General features: G+C 66.7%; 14 protein-coding genes and 1 pseudogene. 11 read left to right on the top strand and 4 right to left on the bottom strand.

Features of this window, described 5'->3' with window-relative positions:
- Positions 1-2: 2 nt before the first annotated feature.
- The 6 genes from rhlB (at position 3) to rpoH (ending at position 6084) form a co-directional block, all read left to right on the top strand.
- Entirely contained in the window at positions 3-1727 is a 1725-nt protein-coding gene (gene rhlB / locus XBLMG947_RS11505) for an ATP-dependent RNA helicase RhlB (protein ID WP_065468774.1), read from the top strand.
- A 75-nt stretch (positions 1728-1802) separates the two neighbouring features.
- Complete coding sequence (gene ftsE / locus XBLMG947_RS11510) at positions 1803-2489, top strand: cell division ATP-binding protein FtsE (protein ID WP_065468776.1); 687 nt, start codon at positions 1803-1805, stop codon at positions 2487-2489.
- Positions 2486-3436 (top strand): permease-like cell division protein FtsX, encoded by a 951-nt coding sequence (gene ftsX / locus XBLMG947_RS11515; protein ID WP_065468778.1) that lies wholly within the window; start codon positions 2486-2488, stop codon positions 3434-3436. Before ftsE ends, ftsX begins: the two co-directional genes overlap by 4 nt.
- An 8-nt stretch (positions 3437-3444) precedes the next feature.
- Entirely contained in the window at positions 3445-4287 is an 843-nt protein-coding gene (locus tag XBLMG947_RS11520; RefSeq protein ID WP_065468779.1) for a response regulator, read from the top strand.
- Positions 4284-5009 (top strand): uracil-DNA glycosylase, encoded by a 726-nt coding sequence (ung, locus tag XBLMG947_RS11525; protein ID WP_065468780.1) that lies wholly within the window; start codon positions 4284-4286, stop codon positions 5007-5009. The genes XBLMG947_RS11520 and ung overlap by 4 nt, the downstream gene beginning before the upstream one ends.
- Positions 5010-5208: 199 nt before the next feature.
- Entirely contained in the window at positions 5209-6084 is an 876-nt protein-coding gene (rpoH, locus tag XBLMG947_RS11530) for an RNA polymerase sigma factor RpoH (protein ID WP_065468782.1), read from the top strand.
- Positions 6085-6522: 438 nt separating this feature from the next.
- Here rpoH and XBLMG947_RS11535 read toward each other — a convergent pair whose 3' ends face one another.
- Together XBLMG947_RS11535 and XBLMG947_RS11540 are read right to left on the bottom strand one after the other, a co-directional pair.
- Positions 6523-7137 (bottom strand): trimeric intracellular cation channel family protein, encoded by a 615-nt coding sequence (locus XBLMG947_RS11535; protein WP_065468784.1) that lies wholly within the window; start codon positions 7135-7137, stop codon positions 6523-6525.
- 52 nt (positions 7138-7189) lie between these two features.
- Positions 7190-8482, bottom strand: coding sequence for an NAD(P)/FAD-dependent oxidoreductase (locus XBLMG947_RS11540; protein WP_065468786.1), 1293 nt, complete (start codon positions 8480-8482; stop codon positions 7190-7192).
- A 118-nt stretch (positions 8483-8600) separates the two neighbouring features.
- On the opposite strand from XBLMG947_RS11540, the gene XBLMG947_RS11545 reads away from it, so the two are divergent.
- The 3 genes from XBLMG947_RS11545 to XBLMG947_RS11555 are packed head-to-tail and all read left to right on the top strand — an operon-like array spanning position 8601 to position 10641.
- The gene (locus XBLMG947_RS11545) at positions 8601-9116 is read left to right on the top strand and encodes a hypothetical protein (protein ID WP_065468788.1); all 516 of its coding nucleotides are present in this window, start codon (positions 8601-8603) and stop codon (positions 9114-9116) included.
- A gap of 38 nt (positions 9117-9154) precedes the next feature.
- Positions 9155-9982 (top strand): NYN domain-containing protein, encoded by an 828-nt coding sequence (locus XBLMG947_RS11550; RefSeq protein ID WP_065468790.1) that lies wholly within the window; start codon positions 9155-9157, stop codon positions 9980-9982.
- Positions 9983-9984: 2 nt separating this feature from the next.
- A complete protein-coding gene (locus tag XBLMG947_RS11555; RefSeq protein WP_065468792.1) occupies positions 9985-10641 on the top strand; it encodes a glutathione S-transferase family protein in 657 nt (218 codons plus the stop codon).
- A gap of 341 nt (positions 10642-10982) precedes the next feature.
- On the opposite strand, the gene XBLMG947_RS11560 is transcribed toward XBLMG947_RS11555, so the two are convergent.
- The gene (locus XBLMG947_RS11560) at positions 10983-13205 is read right to left on the bottom strand and encodes a primosomal protein N' (RefSeq protein ID WP_065468794.1); all 2223 of its coding nucleotides are present in this window, start codon (positions 13203-13205) and stop codon (positions 10983-10985) included.
- 468 nt (positions 13206-13673) lie between these two features.
- Here XBLMG947_RS11560 and XBLMG947_RS11565 point away from each other — a divergent pair, with 468 nt between their 5' ends.
- Positions 13674-14708 (top strand): hypothetical protein, encoded by a 1035-nt coding sequence (locus tag XBLMG947_RS11565; RefSeq protein ID WP_065468796.1) that lies wholly within the window; start codon positions 13674-13676, stop codon positions 14706-14708.
- Positions 14695-15294, top strand: a complete 600-nt coding sequence (locus XBLMG947_RS11570) for a DUF3106 domain-containing protein (protein WP_065468798.1) — start codon at positions 14695-14697, stop codon at positions 15292-15294. The genes XBLMG947_RS11565 and XBLMG947_RS11570 overlap by 14 nt, the downstream gene beginning before the upstream one ends.
- A 181-nt stretch (positions 15295-15475) precedes the next feature.
- Here the strand turns inward: XBLMG947_RS11570 and XBLMG947_RS11575 are convergent.
- Positions 15476-16351: pseudogene (locus XBLMG947_RS11575) on the bottom strand (DUF3667 domain-containing protein).
- Position 16352 lies beyond the last annotated feature (1 nt).

The raw sequence follows: 16352 nt of genomic DNA on the forward strand, positions 1-16352 counted from the left end.
TAATGAGCGACAAACCGCTAACCGATTTGACCTTTTCCTCGTTCGACCTGCATCCGGCGTTGGTCGCCGGCCTGGAGAGCGCCGGGTTTACCCGTTGTACCCCGATCCAGGCGCTGACCTTGCCGGTCGCGCTGCCGGGCGGCGATGTCGCCGGCCAGGCCCAGACAGGTACCGGCAAGACCCTGGCGTTCCTGGTGGCGGTGATGAACCGCCTGCTGATCCGCCCGGCGCTGGCCGACCGCAAGCCGGAAGACCCGCGCGCGCTGATCTTGGCGCCGACCCGCGAGCTGGCGATCCAGATCCATAAGGACGCAGTGAAGTTCGGCGCCGAGCTGGGCCTGCGCTTTGCGCTGGTCTATGGCGGGGTGGACTACGACAAGCAGCGCGAACTGCTGCAGCAGGGCGTGGACGTGATCATCGCCACCCCGGGCCGGCTGATCGATTACGTCAAGCAGCACAAGGTGGTGTCGCTGCACGCCTGCGAGATCTGCGTGCTGGACGAAGCCGACCGCATGTTCGACCTGGGCTTCATCAAGGACATCCGCTTCCTGCTGCGGCGCATGCCCGAGCGCGGTACCCGGCAGACCTTGCTGTTCTCGGCCACGCTCAGCCACCGTGTGCTGGAGTTGGCCTACGAGCATATGAACGAGCCGGAAAAGCTCGTCGTGGAAACCGAGACCATCACCGCCGCGCGGGTTCGCCAGCGCATCTATTTCCCGTCCGACGAAGAGAAGCAGACGCTGCTGTTGGGTTTGTTGTCGCGTAGCGAAGGCGCGCGCACGATGGTGTTCGTCAACACCAAGGCGTTCGTCGAGCGCGTGGCGCGCACGCTGGAGCGGCATGGCTACCGGGTCGGCGTACTGTCGGGCGACGTGCCGCAGAAGAAGCGCGAGTCGCTGCTCAACCGCTTCCAGAAAGGCCAGCTCGAAATCCTCGTCGCCACCGACGTGGCCGCGCGCGGTCTGCACATCGACGGGGTCAAGTACGTCTACAACTACGACCTGCCGTTCGACGCCGAAGACTACGTGCACCGCATCGGCCGCACCGCGCGTCTGGGCGAAGAAGGCGATGCGATCAGCTTCGCCTGCGAGCGCTATGCGATGAGCCTGCCGGACATCGAGGCCTACATCGAGCAGAAGATTCCGGTCGAGCCGGTGACCTCCGAACTGCTGACGCCGCTGCCGCGTGCGGCACGCGTGCCGGTGGAAGGCGAAGAGGTCGACGACGATGCTGGCGACAGTGTGGGCACGATCTTCCGCGAAGCGCGCGAACAGCGTGCTGCCGAAGAACAGCGTCGTGGCGGTGGTCGCAGCGGCCCGGGTGGCGCAGCGCGCAGCGGCAGTGGTGGCGGTCGCCGCGATGGCGCCAGCGCCGGTGCCGACGGTAAGCCGCGTCCGCGCCGCAAGCCGCGGGTGGAAGGCGAAGTGCCCGCAACTGCGGCGCCGACCCAAAATCCGGTGGTTGCAGCAGCAGCGGCAGAGGCGCCTTCTGCGGACATGGCCGATGCCGAGCGCGCACCGCGCAAGCGCCGGCGGCGTCGCAACGGTCGTCCGGTCGACGGTGCCGAGCCGACGGTGGCCTCCACACCGGTCGCCGCGCCTGCCGCACCGCGCAAGCCCACCCAGGTGGTCGCCAAGCCGGTGCGTGCCGCCGCCAAGCCGGGCGGCAGCCCGTCGTTGCTGAGCCGGATCGGCCGCCGTCTGCGTTCGCTGGTCTCCGGCAACTGACCGTTTGCGGTACTGATCGCATCGCCGCGCATCGGCGATGCGACGCAAGCGCTGGCGCTCCGGCATAATCGCTGGATGACCGTTCTGCGTTTCGACAACGTCAGCAAGCACTACGCCGGGGGCCACCAGGCGCTGACCGATGTCAGCTTCGAAGTGGCCGATGGCGAGATGCTGTTCGTGACCGGCCACTCCGGCGCCGGCAAAAGTACCTTGCTCAAATTGATTCACCTCAGCGAGCGTCCCAGCCAGGGCGCGGTGCTGCTGGGCGAACGCAACCTGCTCAAGGTGCGTGGCCGGCAGATTCCGCTGCATCGCCGTCAGGTGGGCGCGGTCTATCAGGACCATCGCCTGCTCAACGACCGCAGCATTGCCGAGAACGTGGCATTGCCGTTGATCCTGCGCGGCACCCGCCGCACCGAGATCGGCAAGCGCGTGCGCTCGGCGCTGGAACGCATCGGTCTGGCCCATCGCGAGAAAGCCCTGCCGTCGCAGTTGTCGGCGGGCGAACAACAACGCGTGGGGATTGCGCGCGCCATCGTCGGCGAACCGCGCCTGCTGGTGGCCGATGAGCCCACCGGCAATCTCGACCCCGCACTGGCCGCCGAAATCATGCAGTTGTTTGCCGAGTTGCCCGCGCGCGGCACCAGCGTGCTGGTGGTCAGCCATGACCTGGCGCTGCTCAAGCAGATGCGCAAGCGCGTGCTGATCCTGGATCACGGCCGCCTGGTCGACGACATCTCGCCGCAGGATCTGGCCGAATGAGCAAGCCCGCCAATACCGAAACCGTCGCGCCCTCGCGGTTCGGCGTGTGGATCGACCATCATCTGCACAGCATCGCCTTCAGCCTGGGCCGTGCGATGCGCAAGCCGTGGGCGACGTTGCTGACGATCGTGGTGATGGCGCTGGCGCTGGCACTGCCGCTGGGGCTGTCGATCGCGTTGGACAACGTCAAGCTGCTGGCCGGCAGCGTGCAGCAGTCGCGCGAGATCAATCTGTTCCTGAAGGTCGACCTGGCCGCCGATGCAGCGCAGGCGCTGGCCGGCGAGCTGCGTGCGCGCCTGGATGTCGCCAAGGTCACGTTGCGCACGCCCGAGCAGGGATTGGCCGAGCTGCGCGAGAGCGCCAAGCTCGACGAAGCCGCCGATGCGCTGGGCGACAACCCACTGCCCACCTTGCTGATCGTCACCCCCGCCAATGCGGCCGACGATGCGCAACTGGCCAGCGCGCTGCAGGCGCTGCCGCAGGCCGATCAGGTGCAGCACGATGCGCTGTGGCGCAAGCGTCTGGATGGCTGGCTGCACTTCGGCGAGCGGTTGGTGCAGGTGCTGTCGGCGCTGCTCGGTATCGGTGCGGTGCTGGTGGTCGGCAATACGGTGCGGCTGGACATCCAGTCGCGGCGCGAAGAGATCGGGGTGTTGCAATTGCTTGGCGCCAGCGATGGCTTCATCCGCCGCCCGTTCCTGTACCTGGGCGCGTGGTACGGGCTCGGCGCTGGCGCCGTCGCGCTCGCTTTGATCGCCGCCTCGGGGCTGGCGTTGCGTGCGCCGTTGGCGACATTGGCCGACAGTTACGGCAGTTCTTTTACCCTGCATGGGTTGGATCTGTTGCATTCTGCGATGGTGCTGGTCGGCACGCTGGTGCTGGGTTGGTTGGGCGCCTGGCTGGTGACCGGCCATTTCCTCCGCCAGACCCGTCCCACCGAGACCTGAGGCCTGCCATGCATCCACCAGATCTCAAACACCTGATCAGCGACGCACCGCGCGTAATGGTCGTCGATGGTTCGAAGCTGGTGCGCAAGCTGATTGCCGACGTGCTCAAGCGCGACCTGCCCAATGTGCAGGTGATCGGCTGTTCCAGCATTGCCGAAGCGCGTGAGGTGCTGGAAGCTGGCGCGGTGGATCTGGTGACCACCTCGCTATCGCTGCACGATGGCGACGGCCTGACCCTGGCACGCAGCGTGCGCGAGACTGCCGGCCAGGCCTATGTGCCGGTGATCGTGGTCTCCGGCGATGCGCAGCAACATCTGGTGGAGCGCCGCTTCACCGAATACGTCACCGACTACTTCGACAAGGCGCTGGGCCATGAAGCCCTGGCCACCTTCATCCGCGGCTACGTGCAGCCCGAGCCGGTGGTGGGTGCGACCGTGCTCTACATCGAAGACAGCCGCGTGGTGGCCGAGGCGACCAAGCGCATGCTCGAGCGCCAGAGCCTGAAGGTGGTGCACGTGCTCACCGCCGAAGATGCCTTTGCGCTGCTTACTGCCGAATCCCTGGGTCGCACCGAGCGTCGCATTGATGTGGTGCTGACCGACGTGACTCTCAAGGGCGAGCTCAACGGTCGCGACGTGGTCGAGCGCATCCGCATCGATTTCGCCTACGGCAAGCGCCGTCTGCCGGTGCTGGTGATGACCGGCGACACCAACCCGCGCAATCAATCCGAATTGCTGCGCGCTGGCGCCAACGATCTGGTGCAAAAACCGATCGAGGAGCGCTTGCTGGTGACCAAGGTGTTGTTCCAGCTGCGCCTGGCACGTCTGGAGGATCAGGCTGTCACGCTATGACTGAAGTAGAAGGACGCATCCAGCTGGAACCGTCGTGGAAGGCCAAAGTGGGCGACTGGCTGCGACGCCCGGAGATGCAGGAGCTGTCGGCATTCCTGCGCCAACGCAAAGCGGCCGGCGCGCGGGTGTTCCCGCCCGGTCCGCAGATCTTTGCCGCTTTCGACGCCACCCCGTTCGAGCAGGTCAAGGTGGTGATCCTGGGCCAGGACCCGTACCACGGCGAAGGCCAGGCGCATGGGCTGTGCTTTTCGGTGCTGCCAGGCGTGCCGGTGCCGCCGTCGCTGCTCAATATCTACAAAGAGATCCAGGACGATCTGGGCATCGCGCGGCCGGATCATGGCTATCTGATGCCATGGGCGCGCCAGGGCGTACTGCTGCTCAATGCGGTGCTGACGGTGGAGCAGGGCCGTGCCGGCGCGCACCAGAACAAGGGCTGGGAAGGCTTCACCGATCATGTGGTGGAAACCCTCAACCGCGAGCGCGAAGGGTTGGTATTCCTGCTCTGGGGCAGTTACGCGCAGTCCAAGGGCAAGGTCATCGACCAGGCGCGCCACCGCGTGTTCAAGGCGCCACATCCCTCGCCGTTGTCGGCGCATCGCGGCTTCCTGGGCTGCCAGCATTTTTCCAAGACCAACGCGCATCTGCAACGTCGCGGGATCAGTCCGATCGACTGGTCGCTACCGCCGCGCAGCACGCTGGACGCCACCTTCGCCGGCGCCTGAACAGCGCGGCGGGGGGCACGTTTCGCAACCGAATTTGTCACGGTTTGCAGAAGGTCTTGGTGGTAGCGTGATCAGCGAATTCGGGGTGCCGAGCTATAGAACAGCGTCGGTATCGAAAGCCCGAATGTTCTATAAATGGAATGCTGGGAACTCTTTCTATACCCGGCAGTCCAATAGTTCGACTGCTAAGATGGTGCCTATGAACCAGACTACTTCGACTGCCCTTGTGGCAAACAATCTCCCGATTCCCAGTGCGCTCGGTTCGCTGGACGCCTACATCGGTGCCGTGCACCAGATTCCGGTGCTGTCGGTCGATGAGGAGCAGAATCTGGCCCGCCGCTTCCGCGACGAGCTGGATCTCGATGCCGCGCGCGAACTGGTCCATTCCCACCTGCGTTTCGTGGTGCACGTGGCCCGCGGTTACAACGGCTACGGCCTGCCGCTGGGCGACCTGATCCAGGAAGGCAACATCGGCCTGATGAAGGCGGTCAAGCGCTTCGACCCGGACATGGGCGTGCGCCTGGTCAGCTTCGCTGTGCACTGGATCCGTGCCGAAATGCACGAGTTCATCCTGAAGAACTGGCGCATCGTCAAGGTGGCCACGACCAAGGCGCAGCGCAAGCTGTTCTTCAACCTGCGCAAGTCCAAGACCCGTCTGGGCTGGCTCAATGCGTCGGAAGTGACTGCGGTCGCCAAGGACTTGAACGTCTCCGAGCGCGAAGTGATGGAGATGGAGTCGCGTCTGTCCGGTCGCGATATCGGCTTCGATGCCTCCTCGGACGAAGACGACGAGCGTGGCCCGCCGTCGCCGGTGAGCTACCTGGTCGCCAACGAGGAAGATCCCTCGCAGGCGTACGAGCGTCACGACAGCGAAGACAACCAGCTGCAGTTGCTGCGCGAAGGCATGGCGGGTCTGGATGCGCGCTCACGCGACATCGTCAAGCGCCGCTGGCTGGACTCGGATTCCAAGGTGACGCTGCAGGAGCTGGCCGACGAATACGGCGTGTCGGCCGAGCGTATCCGCCAGATCGAGGCGAATGCGCTGAAGAAGATGAAGGCGCTGTTCGTCGCCTGATCTGTTCGATCACGCGATCGCTGCTACGCAAACGGCCCGGTTTTCCGGGCCGTTTGCATGTGCGGCATCGGTAATGCGTTGAGTACGAAGTCGCGTGGTTGGTTTGCCGCCGTTCTGCCGTACTGCGGTGTGCGCGCTTGACTGCACGGAGGAAAGGATCGCGTCGTGCCGACTTGGATTGCCGGTGGAATACATCAAAGCGCGTGGGTAGCGCACATGGATTGCAAGTGGAATGCATGGCAGCGGGTACATAGCGCAATCGCGAGCGTTTCCCGTTCTTCAAGCGGCGGCTACGCGCAGCGAACAGTCGTCAGTCAGTGTGATGTTGCACTCGTCACCCGAGCAGACGACCTGCCGATATCCGGCGCGGGCTACGCCCGGCTGGTGGTCACGCATATCGGTTAGTCGTGCTTGATCGCCCGCACCACGACCGCCTGACTATTCCGGCAGGCGCGCCACCGGTAGATGCCAACCGTAGTGGATGGCCATGAAGCGCAGGCCGAAACAGACCCCGGCGCCGGTTGCCAGCGACCAGGCTTGCGGCACCTCCAACAAGTGCCCGATTGCGACCAGCCCGCCACCGGCCAGCGCGGCCACCGCATATAACTCCGCCTGCAACACCACCGGCGTGCGTGCGACCAGCAGGTCGCGCGCGATGCCGCCGCCGATGCCGCTGAGCATGCCCAGCAAGGTCGCGCTGAGCGGGCTGAGGTGGTAGTCCAGCGCCTTGCTGGTGCCATAGACCGCAAACAGCGCCAGTCCCGCCGCGTCGAAAATCTGCACCGGGTTGCGCAGGCGTTCCACTGCGGAGTGCCAGTAGAAACCGGCGACGCCGGCCGGGCAGGCGGTGAGCAGATACTGCGGGTGTACCAGCGCGGCCGGCGGGGTGGCGCCGATCAATACATCACGCACGATGCCGCCGGACACCGCAGCCGCGCACGAGAGCACCAGCACGCCGAACAGGTCCAGGCGGTTGCGCACCGCCAGGGTCGCGCCGCTCAGGGCGAACACGAAGGTACCGAGCAGATCCAGCAGGAACAGGACAGTTGCCACGGTCAGGCCATCGAACCAGGCCGCACAGCATCGCGCACGGCCCGTGGCGCTGTCATCCGTCCTTGCTGTTGGGCGGCGGGTCGTCGGTGGCGCCACCGAAGATGATGCGCGCGGCGCGCTGGTAGCTCCAGTACGCCATCGCCCAGTTCACCAGCACCACGAAGCGGTTGCGGAAGCCGATCAGGAAGTAGACGTGCGCGGCCAGCCAGAACCACCAGGCCACGATGCCGGACAGCTTGAGCTTGCCCACGTGCACGATGGCGGCCATGCGGCCGATGGTGGCGAGGTTGCCGTAGTCCTGGTACCGGAAGGCCGGCGTGGCCTGGCCGCGATGGCGCGCACGGATCGCCCTGGCGATGTGCTTGCCCATCTGCTTGGCGGCCGGCGCCACGCCCGGCACCGGGCGGCCGTCCTGCTGCACCGAGGCCAGATCGCCGCCGACGAAGATCTCCGGGTGGCCTGGCACGCTCAGGTCCGGCTCCACCAGCACGCGGCCGGCGCGGTCCAGCGGCACGCCCAGCGTGCGCGCCAGTGGCGAGGCGGCCACGCCGGCGGCCCATACCACCGTGCGCGCCGGCACGAAGGTGTTGCCGAGCTGGTAGCCCAGCGCATCGATATGCGTGACCGGCGTGCCGGTGTGCACTTCCACACCCAGGCGTTCCAGCTGTTTGCGCGCCTTGTCGGTGAGATCTTCCGGAAAGGACGGCAGCACGCGTGGGCCGGCTTCGACCAGTCGCACCCGCGCCTGTTGCGGGTCGATATGGCGGAACTCGTTCTTGAGCGTGTGGCGGGCGATCTCGGCCAGGGTGCCGGCCAGTTCCACACCGGTGGGGCCGCCGCCGACCACCGCAAAACTCAGCCAGGCGGCGCGTGCGGCAGGGTCGGATTCGGCTTCGGCGCGCTCGAAGGCGAGCAGCAGCTTGCGCCGTAGTACCAGCGCGTCGTACAGCGTCTTCAGGCCGGGTGCGTGCTCGGCCCACTGGTCGTTGCCGAAATAGGCATGGGTGGGGCCAGTGGCCAGCAGCAGCATGTCGTAGCCGAGCGTGTTGCCATCGGCCAGGACCACTTCGCGGCGATCGGGCGCGATTTCGGCCACGTCGCCGAGTTGCACTTCGACATTGCGTTGCTCGCGCAGGATGTGACGCAGGGGTGCGGCGATGTCCGGCGCCGACAGACCGGCGGTGGCGACCTGGTACAGCAGCGGCTGGAACAGGTGATGGTTCTGACGGTCGATCAGGGTGATGCGGATGTTGGGGTCGTCGAGCGCGCGGGTCGCCCATAGGCCGGCGAAACCGCCACCGACCACAACAAGATGCAGTGGGGCTTGGGACGGGGGAGAGGTCATCGTAAGGTCCGATGGATTGCGACGCTGACTTGCCAGCATGCCGCATCGGCAATGAACACGCTGCGTCAGCGCGGCCCACCTGCGGCATCATGTCGCATCTCCCGCTTCCGTTCACTGCATGTCGTCGTTACCGCCACCGTTGCCGTCATTGTCGTCTCTGCCGCCAGCTGCAGCGTCCGCTGCGGCGGCGCAGGCCACGCCAGCACCTGTCGTCAAAAAGCCACTCAGCAGCGTCGCGACCGGGCTGATCGGCGTTGTGACCTGTGTGGTGCTGTTCGGGATGCTGGTGCTCGGTGCACTCATCTGGCTGATGTCGTTCGGTTGGTCGCTGTTTGCCGATCAGGCGCGCAGCGCGCTGCAGGCCGATGCCCTGGTGCAGGAACATATCGGACAGATCCGCGAGATGCGGGTGGATCTGTATCGCACCAGTCTGGCGCCGGGTGGCGACGAATTCGTCTTCGATGTGGAAGGCGATCGCGGCACCGGGCGCGTGCATGCCACGTGGATCAGTGACGGCGCCGAACGCGAGATCCTGAGCACGGGCGTGCTCACGCTGCGCGATGGCACCGAGTACACCTTGCCGGCCGAGGCGGATGTCGACGAGGGTGACGTGGAAACCGACGCCCACATCTAGACCGACATCAAGACCGAATCTGCCGAGTCTCTGGAGCAATGAGCATGATCGACAATCCCGATAAACGCATCGCATTGCTGATCGACGCCGACAACGCGCCCTCCGGCAAGATCGACGTGGTGCTGGCGGAAGTGGCGCGTTATGGCGTGGCCAACGTGCGCCGTGCTTACGGCAACTGGAAGAGCCCGCACCTGAAAGGTTGGGAAGCGGCGTTGCACGAATACGCGATCCGGCCGATTCAGCAATTCGCCTACAGTTCCGGCAAGAACGCCTCGGACATGGCGATGGTGATCGATGCGATGGACCTGCTGTACGCGCGCAATCTGGACGGGTTTGCGATCGTCTCCAGCGATGCCGATTTCACCCCGCTGGTGATGCGCCTGCTCACCGACGGCATGAAGGTCTATGGCTTCGGCGAAAAGAAAACGCCGGCGCCGTTCGTCAATGCGTGTTCGAAATTCACCTACGTCGAAGCGCTTGGCGAGCAGGCCGCGGCCGCCAGCGAGACCGCTGTTGGCCGCAAGGATGCCACTGCATTACGCAGCGATACGCGTCTGATGCAGATGTTGCGCAATGCGATCGTCAGCGCCTGCGAGGACGATGGCTGGGCACTGCTGAGTGCAGTCGGTAAACAGGTCGCCAACCAGGCCTCGTTCGATCCACGCAACTACGGCTATCGCAAACTCAGCGACCTGGTGCGCGCGATCGGCGTGTTCGAGATCAGGCAGGACGAACAGGCGTTGTGGGTGCGCGACTCGCCCAACGGTGGGCGCGCCCAACCGGCGCAGCCCGCTCCTGCGAAGGCACAACCGGCGGCCGCCAAGCGCCCGCCGCGCGCGTCGGCCAAACCTGCGGCAGGGAGCTGAGCATGACGCAGGACACAGGTTTACCCGCCGCATCGGCGGCCGGCATCACGCTATGGGGGCGGCGTAATTCCAGCAATGTGCGCAAGGTGGCGTGGTGCGCCGAAGAAGCCGGCGTGGCCTATACCTCGATCGAAGTGGGCGGTGCCTTCGGTGGCAACGACACGCCCGCCTATCGCGCATTGAATCCGAATGGCGTGGTGCCGACCTTGCAGGATGGCGCGCTGGTGCTGTGGGAATCCAATGCGATCGTGCGCTATCTGGCAGCGCAATATGCGCCGGCGTTGTATCCGCACGCACCAGCCGAGCGCGCGCTGGGCGACCGTTGGATGGACTGGGCCACCTCCACCTTTGCCGGTGTGTTTCGCGACCTGTTCTGGAGCGTTGTGCGCACAGCGCCGGCCGCGCGCGATCACGCACGCATCGCTGCGGCGTTGACCCAGTCCGGCGAGCTGCTTGCACGTGCCGATGCGGCATTGGCGCAACAGCCGTATCTGTCCGGCGAGCGATTCGCGACGGGCGATATTCCGCTGGGCAGCTTTATCTATGCCTGGTTCGAAATGCCCATCGAGCGCCCCGTGTTGCCGCATCTGCAAGCGTGGTACGAACGCTTGCGCGCACGGCCGGCGTACCAGCGCGCCGTGATGACGGCGCTGACCTGAGCGGCATCGCGAAGATCCACGCGTGTGCTCGATGGATACGATGCCGCGCGTCATCCCGCAGATGGGTGGCATCGCTGGTCGGAAGCTGTTTTTACGGATGGAAAGGATCACCTGCGCTATCCATCGCGATCGAGACGGGTTCGTTCGAAGCCGCTACGCGTATCGAACCATCATGCGTGGCATGGGCTGGCGGTTGCGTTGACGGGCTGCGCGCATCGCGGCCATCGGACCGCCCTCATTGCAGTTGTCGCTAACGCACCTGTCAGCGGTCGGCCTGTAGCGAGAGCGATTCAGCGCACACACGCAACACCCATCGATCATCGCGCTGCAGTTGCCCTGCGCTAATACAAATCGATCGGGTCCACATCCAGCGACCAGCGCACGCGACGCGCTTGCGGTAGCGCATAGATCGCCGGCAATTGCGCATCGAGCAGCCGATGCAAGGCCGAGCGTTGCTGCGCCGACAACAGCAACTGGGTGCGCTGGAACCCGGCGCGGCGCGGCATCGGCGCGGGCATCGGGCCGTAGCATTCCACGGCGGCAAACGCCGGCGATTGCGTGCCGGTGTCGGCGTTGGTCAAGCCTCGCACTGCCAGCAGGAACTGATTGGCGGCCGCCACATCCTTGGCTTCGGCACGGAACAAGGCCAGGTGCGCAAACGGGGGGAATCCGGCCGCTTCGCGCTGCTGCAGTTCGGCGTCGGCAAAGGCGTGGTAGCCGCCATTGACCAGGGTCTGCAGCAACGGGTGTTCGGGGTGATGGGTCTGCAGCCAGACTTCGCCCAGGCGATCGGCGCGCCCGGCGCGTCCTGCCACCTGGATCAATTGTTGGGAGAGTTTTTCGGCGGCGCGGAAGTCGGCCGAGAACAGGCCTTCGTCGATGCCGACCACCACCACCATGGTCAGCCGCGGCAGATCGTGGCCCTTGGCCAGGATCTGGGTGCCGACCAGGATGCCGGCCTCGTTGCCGAGCCTGGCGAGCTGGGTTTCCAGCGCGTCGCGGCGCTGGGTGGTGCTGCGGTCGATGCGCACCACCGGGACGTCCGGGAAGGCTTCGGTCAGGCGCTCTTCCAGCCGCTCGGTGCCGATGCCCTGCGGCTGCAGCGCCAGGCTGGCGCAGGCCGGGCAGGCCAACGGCGCGGGTTGGCGCGCGCCGCAGTGGTGGCACTGCAGGCGACGGCCGCCGGCGTGCACGGTCATCGGGGTTTGGTGAAGCGGTGTGCTGCAGCGCTGGCAGGCCGCGGTCCAGCCGCAGTCGTGGCACAGCAGCACGGGTGCATAGCCGCGGCGGTTCTTGAACACCAGCACCTGCTCGCCACGTGCCAGGGTGGCGCCGATCCCGGCCAGCACCTCCGGCGAGAGGCCGTCCTTGAGCGGTCGCTTGCGCACGTCGAGCACGCGCACGCGCGGCGGGCGCGCGTCGCCTGCACGCTGCGACAGGCGTAGGTGCCGGTAGCGGCCGGCGTCGGCGTTGTGCAGGCTTTCCAGCGACGGGGTGGCGCTGCCCAGGATCACCGGCACATCCAGCGCCTTGCCGCGCACCAGCGCGAAATCGCGGGCGTGATAGCGGATGCCGTCCTGTTGCTTGTAGCTGCCGTCGTGTTCTTCGTCGATCACGATCAGCCCGGCGTTGGGCAACGGGGTGAATACCGCCGAGCGGGTGCCGACGATCAGCTTGGCCTCGCCGCGCCAGGCCGCTGCCCAGACCCGTGCGCGTTCGCCATCGGACAGGCCAGAGTGCAACGCGTGCACCGGCACGCCCAGGCGCGCGCGGAAGCGGCCTAATGTCTGCGGCGTCAGGCCGATCTCGGGCACCAGCACCAGCGCCTGCTTGCCGGCGGCCAGGCAATCGGCGATCGCCTGCAGGTAGACCTCGGTCTTGCCGCTGCCGGTGACGCCATCGAGCAGATAGGTGGCAAAGCCGCTCTGCGCGCGGATCGCGGCGGCGGCGGCCTGCTGTTCGTCGTTGAGTTGCGGACCGCTGCCGGGGCGCGGCGAAATCGTATCGGCCGGCACCGCCAGGCGTTCGGCGTAGCCGCGCTTGGCCAGGCTGCGTGCGGCCTCGCGCCACTGCGGCAGCAGCTGTTCCAACTGCTCTTCACCCACTGCGCCGGCAAGCAGCAGGGCCGCCAACAGGGCGGGGCGGCTGTTCGCGCGCAGGCTGGCGGCCCTGCTGCGGCCGGCGTCGGTCAGCTGCCAGGCCCAGGCGTGGGTGTCGGCCAATGGCTCGCCGCGGCGCAAGGGACCGGGTAGGGCGCTGGCCTGGGCTTCGCCGAGCGGCGCGTGGGTGTAGCGGGCCAGCCAGTGCAGCGAGCGGGCCAGTTCATCGACCAGCAGCGGCGCCTGGTCGCACCAGGCCAACGCCGGGCGCAGGCCGTCGGCCGCGGGCAATTGCCCGATCTCCACCACCACCCCCACCAGCTCGCGTGGCCCGAACGGCACCCGCACCCGGCAGCCGACCCGCGCCGGGTCGGTCAGCGGCGCATCTGCCGGGGGCAGATAGTCGAACAAGTGGGGCAGCGGCACCGGCAAGGCGACGCGCAAGGTGGCGACGGTCGAGGACATCCGACCAGTCTACCGACCCTGTCCAGAGGCCGGCAGCCGGCTCCGAATCGGCCAAAGCGGGACCAGCGCGGCAGCCGCATTTGTGTGACGGAAGTGATAAATCCGACGTAAACCTATGTGAGGGTTAAGGAAACGGGTTTATCCACACCGCCTGTGGATAAAGCTGTGAATTAGTGTTGTGCTCCACGCTGTGATGATGGATTCACTAGCCTCTGCAACCTCTTGGACATTTTTTAGCCAACATCAATAAGCCTATTATTTTCAATCACTTAAGCGTGAAACACGATTGCAACAAAGAAAAAACAACAGTTGACAGACGCCTGCGTATCGGTATGCCTGCCGCTGTGCACAACCCACCGCGGCGGCGCGCATGGCTGGCGTGAAGGCGGAGCGGGGCCGGGCCGATCTGTCAAGCCATCGGCGGGGGCCAATCGCGTCGGTATCATGCCGGCCGATGCTGGAGTTCTCATGACCGTAGTTCCCGACGCCCCCGTGACCCCCGCCGCGCTCTCTGCCTTCCTGCGCGGTGTCGAACGCCGGGGTCTGGTGCTCGCACAATTGCAATGCGGCGACGTGGCCGCCGCCGAGCGTGCCCTTGCAGCGGCCTTGCGCGCCTTCAGCAGCCAGGCGGCCGGTCGGCCGATGGCGGGTTGGCCGATGCGCTTCTGGAGCCTGCTGGCCACCGCGCCGCCGCTGCGACGCGAGCCGATGCCGGGCACCTGGCTGCCCCCGTTCGCTGCGTTGGGCCGGATGCAGACTGCCGGCCGCTTGGCACTGCTGCTGCGCATCGTGGCCGGTTTGGAAGAGCAGGCGGCCAGCGAGGTGCAGGGCGTCGAGGCGGCGGACTACCGGCAATCGCTGGCGCGCGCCTGTCCGCGCGATGCCACCGGCACTCCGGACGCCCAGGCCTGGCGGGCCCTGGCCGAGGCGGCGCAAGTGGAACTGCGCGACCTGACCCCGGCCCAGTTGACCCGGCTCAGCCAGTTACGCGATTCGGCCCTGGCCGGGATGTCGCTGCAGACTGCCGCGCCGACCGAGCCAGCACCGGCGCCGCATCGTCCGGCCGCCCCACGCGCGCGTCCCCGGCGGCAATGGCAGTGGCCGCAGCTGGAGCGCCGCCACGCAGGCATGGCGCTGGGCGTGCTGGTGGTGGCCCTGCTGTTGGCGGTGCTGGGCTGGTGGTGGACCCACCGCCGGCCTGCGCTACCGCCCGAACCGGTGTCGCAGGCGCCGGCCGGCGTGCTGCACGTGACTGACGCGGCGCCGGTCTTGGTAGAAGAGCTGCCCGCCGCCGACCTGCCGGATGCAGTGGCCACGCCGGGCCTGGACCCGCGCGACCAGGCGATGCTGGCCGACCCGGATCTGGAGCTGGCCCGCTCTGCGGATTTCTATGCCTGGTACGCCGCCGGCCACCCGGTGCCGGTCGATGAGTCCGGTGCGCATGCCACGGCGGCTGAGCAGCCTTCCGCCCCTTTGGAGACGGTCGACGATGAAACCAACTGACTGGTGCGGTCTGCTACTCTGCGCGATTGTCGGCGTTGCCGGCGCGCAGACCTTGCCGAGGCCGCTGGAAGAATCCGCCGCTACGCCGGCCGCATCCCCCTCGGTTGCGGCAGCGCCGAGTACCACCCCGAGCGCCGCGCAGCAACGCGCGCGCTGGGAGGCGATGACGCCCGCGCAGCAGGCCGAGCTGCGCGCCCGCTACGCCGCCTGGAAGGGGCTGTCTGCCACCGACCGCGTGGTGTTGCGTCAGGCACGCGAGCGGCTGCAAGCCTTGCCCGACGATCAGCAACGCGCGTTGCGCACGCAGTTCGGCGCGATGGATCGCCTGCATCGCGACGGCTGGCGCCTGGGCTCGCAGGTGGGAGCGTTCTACGCGCAATTACAGCCGCTGATCGGCTACGTGCCGCCCACCCAGCGCGACGCCATGCTGGCCGCGCTGCGCAGCCTGGATGCCGGCCAGCTGGAGCAACTGGCGGTGCTGGCACAACGGACCCCGCCCCAGGAGCGCGACGGCCTGCGCGATGCCTTCCTGGCCGAAGCGCCGGCCACGCGCAGCGCGTGGTTGAAGCGGCAGCTGGCGCGCTGATCGGTCGCGGCACGGTCTCGCCGCGGTAGGCGCGCAGAGCGCGCAGGCGGCGTGCGGTACATCAGCTCAAGCAGGCTGCTTCCCGCCGCGCCGCCATCCGTGCACCTCATACGCGCCCAGCATCCATGCGTTGTACTGCAACGCTGCCGTTTTCGCTCAGCCGCACCCACATCTTCCCGCATCACAGACGCGCCAGACTCGCCACCATCAACAGCGCGGCGGCAACCGTCACGAACACGAAATACACCCCGCTCAGGCCGATGTACTTGAGCACGGTGACCAGCCAGGACTGCGCGTACACGCGTCGCTGCATCCAGAGCAGATACACCGGCATCCACACCGTCAGGCCGAAAGTCCAATACTCCAGGTGATCGGGCTGGCAACGTGCGCCAAGGCATCGCTGAGCAGCGACAACACCAGTTGCGTCAGCAGGTTCAGGCACAGGAATGCGTGGCTATACAGGGCCACTACCAGATGTTCCAGATACACCTGCCCGCTGCGCACATGGAACACCCCCAACAGCAGTGCAAACAGCGGAACCAGCACCAGCAGCGCAGACGGCACCGCAGCGAAAAACGCGCTGTAGAGCAGCTGCGGATTGCTGCGCAGGCGCGGCATATTGTCGCGGATGTGGCTGAGTTGCGTGTTGATCCAGAGGTTGGCGAATGGCGGTAGCGCCGCAGAGGTCAACAGGCGCAGTACCAGCAATAGCCGCAATCGGCGCCACATAATGCACGCGTTGGCCGCTCAGGAAACGCAGCGCCAGGCGTCCGGGCACCAGCAAATCGCGCAGGGTGCGGAAGATGCGCCCATCCAGATGCCAGAACGACTCGAACACCTCTTCCACCGCATGCGCGACGCTGCGCACCGGGTTGTGCGCGCTTTGTCCGCAGGCGTGGCAGAACGCACCGTGCAATGCAGTCGAACAGTTTCGCAGTCCGTGGGGTGATGCGCGGTCGAATGCAGTGACCTGAGCCAGGCCCGATTGGCGGGTCGGGGGAAGGGCGCGTTGCCGAAGACGTGATCCCGAAGGATCAGCGTTGGCGCACGCGTGCAGC

The sequence above is a fragment of the Xanthomonas bromi genome (assembly GCF_900092025.1).
GTDB lineage: Bacteria > Pseudomonadota > Gammaproteobacteria > Xanthomonadales > Xanthomonadaceae > Xanthomonas > Xanthomonas bromi.